This window comes from Methylonatrum kenyense, assembly GCF_023195885.1.
GTDB classification, from domain to species: domain Bacteria; phylum Pseudomonadota; class Gammaproteobacteria; order Nitrococcales; family Aquisalimonadaceae; genus Methylonatrum; species Methylonatrum kenyense.
This window is the reverse complement of the sequence record NZ_JALPKO010000021.1, coordinates 1-11,038: the sequence shown is the minus strand read 5'-3', so window position 1 is coordinate 11,038 and position 11,038 is coordinate 1. Positions and strand designations below refer to the sequence as shown.

The window sequence follows — 11,038 nt, the reverse complement described above, 5'->3', positions numbered from 1 at the left end:
TCATGAACCCGGCCGAGAAACTCCAGCTCACTGTTGCGTCGACCGATTGAGACCGCCGGTTTTAGGTTTTAGGTTTTAGGTTTTAGGTTTTAGGTCGTTGACTTTAAACGTAAAACGTAACACTTAAAACATTCCCTTATTGCCTGCCCTTCATCCGATCCCACAACTCCCTCGCCGTCTGCGGATCGCGTTCCCGGTCCACATCCAGGCTGATGGTTTCAATGTCCATGCTGCTGCGTTCGGTCCTGGGCGGGATTAGGCGGTAGGTGAAGACGTGGGGGCGGTCGTCGCGCAGCCATTCGAAGGCCTGGCCGTACCGCAGGTCGTGAAAGTACAACTCACCGTCACGCTCGACCACCTGATAGTAGCCATCTGACACGCGCAGCAGGTCACGCACGATGGGCTCTCCCATATGCGGCACCAGATACTGCGCATTGCGCTCGAAACGCACGAAATCCTGCGGCGGACGGTCATCCAGCCTGCTGTGAAAGCCAACCAGGTAGCCTTCCGGCGTCTCCACGACGGCCCGCCACAGGACATTGTTGAAGATGGTCGGCTTGACGAACATGCGCTGGTAGTCAATGTCCCGTTGCGCCAGCGTGGCCGCAAACACGTCCTCCACCTGCTGTTTGTTGTACAGCGTGAACGCCAGGTAAAGGCTGGACAGCCCGATACCGGTAACGGCCAGCACCGTGCGGGCCGGCCGCTTCGGCTTCAGCAATAGCAACCAGACCACGGTAATCAGCAGCGGCAGTGTATACAGCGGATCGATCACCGAGATGCTGGCGATGGCAAACGAACGGTCACTGAAAGGCAGCAGCAGCTGGATGCCATAAGAGGTGAAGGCATCGATCGCCAGGTGGCTGAGCAGCGCCAGCCAGAGCATCACCGCCCAGTTCTGCCAATCCACCCTGTCGCGGACGTGGATGCGGCTGGCCAGCCAGCCGAGCAGCACCGCGGCGATGCTGACGAAAAGCAGCGAATGCGTAATGCCCCGATGAAAGGTCAGCGCGGCGGCATCGCCCAGCAGGGCGCCGATTGGCACATCGATATCCGGCAGCAGGGACACCGTCGCACCCCAGGCCACCGCCTTGTTGCCGATCCGGCGCCCCAGGGTTGCCTGACCGATCGCGCCACCCAGCAGCAGATGGGAGACGGTATCCATAGCTTTAGCCCCCCAGCAGCCCGGACAGGAACAGGGTCGCCAGCCCCAGGTAGATTGAAACCCCGGTAATATCGGTGATCGTGGTCAGAATCGGCCCGGTCATCATCGCCGGATCCTTGCCCAGCCGCTTGATCAGGAAAGGGATGGTACCGCCAACGACGCCTGCCACCAGCACGTTCACCGCCAGTGCCGTGCCAGCCACCAGGCCCAGCACCATATTGCCCTGCATGACCCAGGCGACCAGCGTGAACAGCAGGCCAAGCGCGACACCGTTCATGATCCCGATCAGCATCTCCTTGCGCATGGCTTTCCAGAAATCGCGCAGCCGCGCCTCGCCCAGGGCCATGCTGCGGATGGACACCGACAGGGCCTGAATGCCGACGTTGCCGCCCATGTCGGTAATCATCGGCAGGAAGGCGGCAAGGATTGCGACCTGGATCAGCGTCTCCTCGAACGAGGAGATCACCACCACGGCACCAAGATTGAGAAAAATATTCGCCGCCATCCAGGGCAGACGTTTTCGCACCGCCTGACGCGGTGGCGTGAAGAAGCTCTCGTCGGCCGAGGCCGCACTCACGGCGACGAATTCATCGGCAATTTCCTGGGCAAGCAGATCCATCGCCTCGTTGATGGTCATCACGCCCTGCAGCCGATCCTCATGGTCGACGATCGGCAGCAGTTTCAGCCGCCGTGTGCGGATACGGCGGGCCGCCTCCAGCGCCGGATCATCGGTGCGGGCGGCGAGCACATCACGACGCATGACCTCGGCCACCGGCTGCTCGTTGGCGCTCAGCATCAGGTCGCGAAGCGAGATCACTCCGTTCAGGCGACCCTGGTGGTCCAGCAGATAGACATAGGTGCCTCGCTCCGAATCGGGTGGTGCCTGGCGCACCACTTCGATGACCTCGCCGACGCTGGATTCACTGTCGACTCCGAGGAAATAGGGGCTCATCTCGGCGCCGGCGGTGCCTTCCGGATAACGCACCAGGCCCATCACCTGATCGCGGTATTCGGGGTCGAACTGGTCCAGAAGTGCTGCAGCCCGCTGTTCCGGCAGCAGACGGACCAGATGTGCGATCACGCCGGGCGGCATGTTCGCGAGCAGCGAACCGGCCTCTTCGTCCGGGAAATCGTTCAGCAGCGAGACAGTGAACTCGCGCGGGAAGTGCGCTGCGACGGCACCCGCGCGCTCCCAGCCTGCTGCACGGAAAAACGGCAGTAACGCGGGCAGCGGAGCTTCGGCAAGTATCCGGGCACTGCGGCGCAGGGAGACACGCCGCATGTCGCGGATGGCGTTATCGAAACGCTGCTCCTCCAGCGCGCGGGAAAACGCCTCGGCGTGACCATCAATGGTCGTTGAATCAAGCAACATGCGCGCCTCTCCCGGCAGGCTCGGAATGCACGGGATTGTCTACGTGCGCGCCGCCGTTTTCCAGGGTCGGCCTCAGGCCATGATGGCCATGAAGAATGGTGTCCAGGCCAGCACGAGCACCAATGCAAGAATCAGCTCAACGCGGATGATCAGCCGCAGCCGGGCCCGGCCGGCAGCATCGGCATCGCCCATCACCACCTTCGACATCAGCGCATCAAGCAGCAGGCCCGACAGCCAGAGCGGCATCAGGGCGGGATTCACCACGGTCATCACGAAGCCCCAGCCTTCATAGACAATGGGCTGATCGGGCCGCGTCGCGAACAGGATCGAAAGCACGGTAAACCCGAGCAGCGTGCTGCGCAGCGCACCGAATTGACGGAAAAAACTGCCGATCCACGATTTCAGGGTCTGCATCATGGTGTTACGTCCGCTGGGATTGCTCGTCTCGGTTTGCATCGGGTTTCCTCCGGCGCGCGGCGCCATTCGTCTCAGCGCAGCAGCATGCGCAGCCACACCCAGATATTGAACACACTCATCAATGCCGCAGCCACATAGGTCAATGCGGCGGCGGTCAGTATTCGGCGCGCCGCGGGTTTGTCCTCGGGTTTCAGGTAACCCGCCTCGAGTAACGGCAGCGCGCGGCGGAAGCTGGCATCGAACTCGGTGGGTAGCGTAATCAGGTGGACGAGAACTGCAAGCCCGACACTCGCCAGCCCCGCCACCAGCAACATCAGCGCACTCGCAGGCACCCGGGTCAGAAGCAGCAGGACCGGGATGGCCAGCAGTAGAAAACCACCAAACCGCTGGGCCCGAGCCGCGAACACCGCCAGCCGCGTGCGCCAGACCAGTGGCTGGTAGCCGATCGCGTCCTGCAGTGCATGACCGACCTCGTGGGCGGCCACGGTCACGGCCGTCAGATGGCGGCCGTCGTAATTCGCCGGCGACAGTCGCACCACTTTCTGCATCGGATCATAGTGATCGCCCTGCCCGGTCGATTCGACGCCTACATGATCAAGCTGCAGGCGCTTCAACAGATGGCGGGCGAACTCGCCGCCGGTACCGGGGTAGCGGTTTTCCGGGCTGCGATACCGCGCCATGACCCGGCGCACCCAGAGCGAAGGCCCATAGATCAGCGCCAACAGCAGCAGACCACCGAGGATCAGCGGCAACATGCCCGCACCTCCCGTTCATGATTCGTCTCGCACGCGCCCCCCTGCATTGGGTAGCATGGAGTCTCAGCAGGGATGCCAGCGGGCCAGCAACCGTCTGCGCAACCCATCACCGGCAGCACGCCGCCGGCCCATTCGGCGGGGGTTCGACTCGACTCGGCAGAGACGGCAGACATCATGGCAAGCTCCGATACCCAGAAAAAAGAGCGCGCACTACGCGCCCGGGCCTTCCTTGAAACCCTGAAGCAGCGCTATCCGAACTGCTTCACCGCGGATCTGGACGCCATCCGGCCGTTGGCCATCGGTATTCAGCAGGACCTGCGCAAGCAACTGGCCGACGACCCGGAGCTCGGCGACACGCCCGGCTGGCTGGTGCGTCAGTCCCTGGCCCTCTACACGCGTGCCCCGGCCTACCTCGAAGCAATTATCGACCGCCGACCACGGATCCACCTGGACGGCAGCGATGCCGGTGACATCGACGACCAGGCGGTGGCTTTCGCCCAGCAGCGCCGGGAAGAACAGAAGTCCCGGCAGGCAGAGCGGCGCAAGCAACGGCAAAAGGCGCGTTCGAAGAAACCGGACCCGGACCAGCTACGCCAGCAGAAACTGGAGAAGCTGGCTGCCAAGTTCAACCAGTCCTGACCGCCGATGTTCCAGCTACTCGACCTGTTCGGTACCGCAGTGTTCGCGGTCTCCGGCGCGCTGGCCGCCGGACGCAAGCACCTGGACCTGTTCGGCGTACTGGTGCTTGCCATAGTCACCGCAATAGGCGGCGGCACCCTGCGGGATCTGACACTGGGACTGACGCCGGTGTTCTGGATTCAGGCCCCTTCCTATCTGTGGATTGCCTCCATTGCCGGGCTGGTGACGGTACTGCTCGCCCGTTACCGCTGGTTGCATCGGGATTTCCTGCCCATTGCCGACGCCATCGGCCTGGCGACATTCTGTGTGATCGGCGCCGAACGCGCACTGGCCGCGGGCGTGCACCCGGCCACCGCAGTGCTGATGGGGGTGATGACGGGGGTATTCGGCGGCATGATCCGCGATGTGCTCTGTGGCGAGGTTCCACTGGTGCTGCGCAAGGAGCTATATGCCACCGCCGCCCTTGCCGGTTCCTCGATCATGGTCGTCCTCAGCCTGATTCTGCCCGGCATGGCGATTGCCGCCTGGGCCGGGCTGCTGACCGCACTGGCACTGCGCCTGGCGGCGATCCGCTGGCAACTGGGCCTGCCGGTGTTCCGGCATGGCGACTGACATTTCCTGACACCGCCATCCGGAACCCGAACCGTTCGGTCAGGGTCTGACAGCGCACGTTGTGTGTCATGCCCGCGCATCGATCGTTGGCCCACAAACCGCGGAACCCACCAAATGCTAAAGAACGGCGTGTTGGCCGCCCTCATCCTCCTTGCCCTGGCCGGCTTCCTCTGGTGGCAGCAGGCGGGCGATGACGATGTAGCACGACCGACCGGCGACGGTGGGCAGCGACCGGTGGCCGTGCAGACGGCACCTGTGGAACGCGGCGGCATTACCGGCTGGGCCATTTTTACGGGCTCGCTCAGTCCGGCCGCACAGTTCGATGTTGCGGCCCGTACGGCTGGCCGCCTGGACGAACTGCTGGTGGATATCGGTGATGAAGTCGAACAGGGCCAGTTGATTGCGCGGCTGGACGACGAGGAAGAAGTCCAGCAACTGGAGCAGGCCCGCGCCGAGCTCGCGGTGGCGCGGGCCAGCCTGGCCGAGGCCGAGGCCTCCCGCGATGCCGCCCGCCGCTCTCTGAGCCGTACCCGCGAACTGCGCGAACAGCGCGTGGCCTCGCAGTCGGAGCTGGACACCGCAGAAACCGAAGCCCGCGCCCAGCAGGCCAGGGTGCAGCTGGCCGAAAGCCAGGTCAGCCAACAGGAAGCCGCCGTGCGGGCGGCGGAAATCCGACTCTCCTACACCGAAATCAGCGCCCGCTGGCAGGGCGAGGACTCGCATCGCGTTGTCGGCCAGCGCTATGCGGACGAGGGCACCTTGCTGCAGACCAATGATCCGGTGCTGTCGCTGGTTTCACTGGATCCGCTGCGCGGTATCGTGTTCGCCGCCGACCGTGATTACGCCCGGCTGCGGGTCGGCCAGCAGGTCGAGGTGCGCTCCGATGCCCTTCCGGGCCGGACGTTCAGCGGCGAACTGGCACGCCTGGCACCGATCTTCCGCGAGGATTCGCGCCAGGCCCAGGTCGAGATCCGGGTACCGAACGCCGGGGGCGAACTCAAGCCCGGGATGTTTATCCGCGCCCGGGTGCGAATCGACGGCCGCGACGACGCCACGATCATCCCGCTGGATGCAGTGATCACCCACGGCGGCGAGACCGGGGTATTCCGCATCGGTGATGACAGCGAGACCGCAGAGTTCGTGCCGCTGGAACTCGGCATCCGGGAGACCGGCCGGGTCGAGGTCCTCGAGCCCGCGATTACCGGCCGGGTGGTAACCCTTGGCCAGCACCTGCTGAGCGACGGGGTGCCGGTCCGCCCGGCAGATGACGAGGAAGCCCCGGTGATGGAGCTGGAGCAGTGAATCTGGCCCGGCTGACGGTCGGCCGGCCGGTGTTCACCTCGATGGTGACCCTGATCGCCGTGACAATCGGCCTGGTCGCCCTGGGCCGCCTGCCGATCGACCTGCTGCCGGACATCACCTACCCGACCATCACCGTCTCCACTGAATACCCGAACGCCAGCCCCGAGGAGATCGAGCAGCTGATAACCCGCCCGGTGGAGGAAACCGTGTCGGCAGTGCCCGGCGTGCAGGAAGTCAGTTCCACGTCCACCGAGGGCAACAGCAATGTCCGTATCGCGTTCGGCTGGGGCAGTGACCTGGACGAAGCCACCGGCGAGGTGCGAGACCGGCTGGACCGGATCATCAACGACCTGCCGGAGGACGCGGATCGCCCGAGGGTGCGGAAGTTCGATACCGCGCAGTCACCGATCCTGCTGATCGGCGTCGCCAGCCAGCTTGATCCGGTGCGTGCGCGGCAGATCATCGATGACCGTATCCGGCCCCGGCTGGAGCGGGTTCCGGGCGTAGCCGCGGCCGATGTGCGCGGCGGCCTGGAACGCGAGATCCGGGTCGAGGTGGATCCCGAACGCCTGCTCGCCTTCCGCCTGGACCTGGCGGACATCCAGCAGGCCATCCGCGATGCCAACGTGACGGTGCCGGCCGGCGACATCGAGCAGGGATTGTTCGACATCCGTTTGCGCACCCCCGGCGAGTTCGGCTCGCTGGACGAACTGCGCGACACCGTGCTGGCTGTTCGCGACGGCGCGCCGATCTACCTCCACCAGGTAGCGACGGTGCGCGATACCAACCAGCGCATCACCCGCATCATCCGGATCAACAACGAACCCGGTGTCCAGCTTGCGGTGCGCAAGCAATCCGACGCCAACACCGTGCAGGTGGCGCAGGCGGTGCGCGAGGAGATGGGCCGCCTGCAACGGGATTTCCCGCAGTTCAACATCGGGGTCCGCATCGACAGCTCGCAGCTGATCGAACGGTCCATTGCCAACGTCGGCCGCTCGATCCTGTATGGCGGCAGCCTGGCGGTGCTGGTACTGCTGTTCTTCCTGCGCAGCATCCGCAGCACACTGGTGGCCGCGGCAGCGATTCCGGTGTCCGTGATCACCACATTCATGCTGATCTACTTCGGCGGCTTCACGCTCAACCTGATGACCCTGGGTGGCCTGGCCCTGGGCGTTGGCCTGATGGTGGACAACGCGATCGTCGTTATCGAGAACATCAACCGCCGACGACGGGAACATGCCGACGGCAGCGAGGCGGCGGCGATCAATGGCACCGGCGAGGTGGCAGCCGCGGTTGTCGCCAGCACGCTGACCACGATGGCGATCTTCCTGCCCATGTTCTTCGCCCAGGAACTGGGCGGCATCCTGTTCCGGCAGCTGGCCTTCGTGGTCGCCTTTGCCCTGTTCTGCTCACTGCTGGTGGCACTGACCCTGGTACCGATGCTGATGGCGCGAATCCGGGAACCGGACAGGCCGCCGAACCGGCTGGTCGGCGCCGTCTCCGAGACATGCCGGCGCCTGGTTCAGCGCCTGGAGGACGGCCATCAGGCCGGGCTGCACTGGACCCTGCGCCACCGCTTGCCGATGCTGACCCTGGCGTTGGCCCTGTTCGTCGTCGCCATTAGCCTGGTGCCCCGGCTGGGCACCGAGTTCATGCCCCCCACCGACGAGGGAGAGATCCGCATTTCACTGGAAATGCAGCCCGGCACGCGACTCGAGGTCATCGATCGCAAGATCCGCCTGATCGAACAGGTGCTCGGCAACGAAGTGCCGGAAATGCAGAACATGGTCACCAGCGTCGGACCGTCCACATTCCGGGCCTCGTCACCGGCGCGGGCGGATGTCCGGGTGTCACTGTCGGCGGTTGCCGACCGGGACCGCTCCAGCGAGGAAATCGCCAGTGCGGTGCGCCGTGCCGTGGGCGAGATCCCCGGCGGCACGCTGCGGGTCCGTGCCAGCGAGGGCATGGTCGTACGCGGACTCGGCGGCGAGGAAGGCGAACGCCTGTCGGTCGAGGTCCGCGGCTTCGACCTGAACGTGATGGATGCAGTCAGCAAACGGGTGTCGGAAATCCTGGAAAACGTGGAAGGCATCACCGACGCACGTATCGGTCGCGAGGACGGCACGCCGCAGCAATTGATCCGCATCGACCGGGCACGGGCGGCCGATCAGGGCGTCAGCGTGTCGCGCCTGGCGCGAACCGTGGAAACGGCCGTTGGCGGTAGCGGTGCCGGACAGTTCCGTACCGGTGGCAACGAACACCGGATCTGGGTGCAGTTGCGGGACGCCGAACGGCTGTCGCAGGACGATATCCTGAATCTGGTCATTCCCACCGACGACGGCCGTGACGTGGCGCTGCGCAACCTGATCAGCTTCGAACCATCCACCGGGCCGATCCAGATCTTCCGCAAGGAACAGCAGCGGCTGAACACGATCTCGGCGAATATCTCGGGCCGTGATCTGGGCTCGGTGGTCAGCGACGCCCAGGACGGTTTGGCCGACCTGGTCTTGCCGGACGATATCGACATCACCTTCGCCGGCGACTTCGAGGATCAACAGGCAGCGTTCTCGGAACTATTCATCAACATGCTGATGGCGATTGCCCTGGTCTACATGGTGATGGCCAGCCTGTACGAATCGCTGCGTGACCCGCTGATCGTGATGTGTGCAGTGCCGCTGGCCGCCATCGGGGTGGTGCTGACCCTGCTTGCCACCGGCACGACGCTGAACGTGCAGTCGTTCATCGGTTGCATCATGCTGGTGGGGATCGCCGTGAACAACGCGATTCTGCTGGTGGACCAGAGCGCCCGGCTGCACCGGACCGACCGCAAGCCAGTGCATGATGCGGTGCTTGAGGCGGCGCGGCGTCGACTTCGGCCGATCCTGATGACAACGCTGACCACGATCCTGGCGCTGATGCCGCTGGCCATGGGCGTTGGCGAAGGCGGCGAGGCGCAGGCACCAATGGCCCGCGCGGTGATCGGCGGCCTGCTCAGCTCGACGCTGATCACGCTGTTCGTGATTCCGGCCCTCTACACGCTGTTCCATCGGGACCAGCCTGAATCAACACGGGAGTCGACCGAGGCGTGCGCAAGTCCATCCTGACCATTTTCTGCGGCCTGGTCCTGTCTCTGTCCACCGCCCAGGCGGATGCACCGGGCGATCCCGCCCGCGACCAGCTCGGCATGGACGGGGCCGACGCGCCAATAGACCTGGACGACGACGCGGTACAGGATCCGATGCCGCTGGATACCAGCCCCTCGCAGGCCACAACCGAGCTGCCGCGACGCGGCATGGATCTGGATCTTCCGGAGGGTTGGGACATCACGACGCCGGACGATACCTCGGAACCCCTGCGGCTATCGGTGGAGAACGCGGTCTTCCTGGCCCTGCAACACAACCGCGACCTGGCCGTGCAACAACTCGAGCCGCTGATCGCCGGTACCTTCGAGGCGGTGGAGCGGGCCCGCTTTGATCCTGCGGTTTTTGCCGAGCTGGGCCTGCGGCGTGAAACCGTGGTCCGGCAAAGCCCGGAAATCCAGCAGAATTTCGATGTCCGCACCGAGGGGGAAAGCGCCGAGCTGGGGCTGCGCCAGGAACTGCCCACCGGCACCACGCTGGAACTGTCGGTGTCCTCTGACCGGGCCGACAGCAGCCGCACGCTGGAACAGTATGAAGGCCGCGCCGGCCTTAGCCTGACCCAGGCCCTGCTGCAGGGGGCCAGCATCGAATCCAACCTGGCCAGCCTGCGGCAGGCCGAGCTGGACACGTTGGCGTCCGTCTACCAGTTGCGCGGCTTTGCCGAGACCCTGGTCGAGGACGTGGAGATCACCTACTGGGACTACGTTCTCGCCAACAGGCAACTGGAGATCTTCGAACAGGCACTGGCAGTGGCCGAGCAGCAACTGGACGAGACCCGACGGCGGATCGAGGTCGGCGACCGGCCGGAGACCGACGAAGCCTCGGCCCGCGCCGAGGTCGCCCTGCGCCGCCAGGGCATGATCGAGTCACGTAATGACCGCGAGCGAGCCCGCATCTCCCTACTGCAGTTGATCAACCCGCCGGGTGCCGGCTGGGCCAGCCCGGTGGAAACGGATGACGGCCCGGAGACCGAGGCCGTGGAGCCGGATCCGGTGGTGGATCACATCACCCTGAGCCAGCGCCTGCGACCGGATGTGAACGAGGCCCGCTTGCAGATGCAGCGGGGCGAACTGGAAGTGGTTCGGACCAGAAACGGCCTGCTGCCACGGCTGGATCTGTTCGTGACCCTGGGCAAGACCGGGTTCGCCGGAAGCTTTGGCGACTCCTGGCGCAATATCGATGACAGCGGCTACGACCTGGCGGCGGGACTCAGCTTTGAGCTACCGCTGGGCAACCGCGCCGCGCATGCCGAATTTGACCGGGCACGTTTCTCCCGGCAGCAGGCGGCAGAGGCGGTCGGCAATCTGGTGCAGCTGGCGGCGCTGGACGTGCAACTGGCCTGGCTGGAGGTGGAACGCAGCCGGGAGCAGATCAGTGCGACGGCGGCGACCCGTGAACTCCAGGAAGAAGTGCTGCGCGCCGAACAGGCCCGCTTCAGCGTCGGCGCCGGCACCGCCCTCGCCGTGTCCCAGGCCCAGCGGGACCTGCTGGAAAGCCAGCTGGACGAGGTCGAGGCGACCATCCGCTACCGCCAGGCGCTGACCACACTACACCGCCAAAGCGGCACGCTGCTGGTCCGCCGCAGCATCTCCACCCCCGGGGCGGAGGAGGTCATCATAAGATGAACGTTTAACGT

Annotated in this window: 9 protein-coding genes; 5 read left to right on the top strand and 4 right to left on the bottom strand. The window is 65.1% G+C overall.

Features of this window, described 5'->3' with window-relative positions:
* Positions 1–136 precede the first annotated feature (136 nt).
* From M0534_RS13570 to M0534_RS13555, 4 genes are all read right to left on the bottom strand, one after another.
* Entirely contained in the window at positions 137–1,165 is a 1,029-nt protein-coding gene (locus M0534_RS13570) for a metal-dependent hydrolase (protein ID WP_248568982.1), read from the bottom strand.
* A gap of 4 nt (positions 1,166–1,169) precedes the next feature.
* Positions 1,170–2,537, bottom strand: a complete 1,368-nt coding sequence (gene mgtE / locus M0534_RS13565; RefSeq protein WP_248568981.1) for a magnesium transporter — start codon at positions 2,535–2,537, stop codon at positions 1,170–1,172.
* Between the two features lie 72 nt (positions 2,538–2,609).
* Positions 2,610–2,993: a hypothetical protein gene (locus M0534_RS13560; RefSeq protein ID WP_248568980.1), complete on the bottom strand. Its 384-nt coding sequence runs from the start codon at positions 2,991–2,993 to the stop codon at positions 2,610–2,612.
* 32 nt (positions 2,994–3,025) lie between these two features.
* Positions 3,026–3,709, bottom strand: a complete 684-nt coding sequence (locus tag M0534_RS13555; protein WP_248568979.1) for a zinc metallopeptidase — start codon at positions 3,707–3,709, stop codon at positions 3,026–3,028.
* A 174-nt stretch (positions 3,710–3,883) separates the two neighbouring features.
* Here M0534_RS13555 and M0534_RS13550 point away from each other — a divergent pair, with 174 nt between their 5' ends.
* The 5 genes from M0534_RS13550 (at position 3,884) to M0534_RS13530 (ending at position 11,027) form a co-directional block, all read left to right on the top strand.
* Positions 3,884–4,348, top strand: coding sequence for a ProQ/FINO family protein (locus M0534_RS13550; protein ID WP_248568978.1), 465 nt, complete (start codon positions 3,884–3,886; stop codon positions 4,346–4,348).
* Between the two features lie 6 nt (positions 4,349–4,354).
* Positions 4,355–4,960 (top strand): trimeric intracellular cation channel family protein, encoded by a 606-nt coding sequence (locus tag M0534_RS13545; RefSeq protein WP_248568977.1) that lies wholly within the window; start codon positions 4,355–4,357, stop codon positions 4,958–4,960.
* Positions 4,961–5,074: 114 nt separating this feature from the next.
* The gene (locus tag M0534_RS13540; RefSeq protein WP_248568976.1) at positions 5,075–6,262 is read left to right on the top strand and encodes an efflux RND transporter periplasmic adaptor subunit; all 1,188 of its coding nucleotides are present in this window, start codon (positions 5,075–5,077) and stop codon (positions 6,260–6,262) included.
* On the top strand, positions 6,259–9,366 hold the full coding sequence (locus M0534_RS13535) for an efflux RND transporter permease subunit (RefSeq protein ID WP_248568975.1): 3,108 nt from the start codon (positions 6,259–6,261) through the stop codon (positions 9,364–9,366). Before M0534_RS13540 ends, M0534_RS13535 begins: the two co-directional genes overlap by 4 nt.
* 134 nt (positions 9,367–9,500) lie before the next feature.
* The gene (locus M0534_RS13530; protein WP_428348986.1) at positions 9,501–11,027 is read left to right on the top strand and encodes a TolC family protein; all 1,527 of its coding nucleotides are present in this window, start codon (positions 9,501–9,503) and stop codon (positions 11,025–11,027) included.
* The last annotated feature ends 11 nt before the right edge of the window (positions 11,028–11,038 follow it).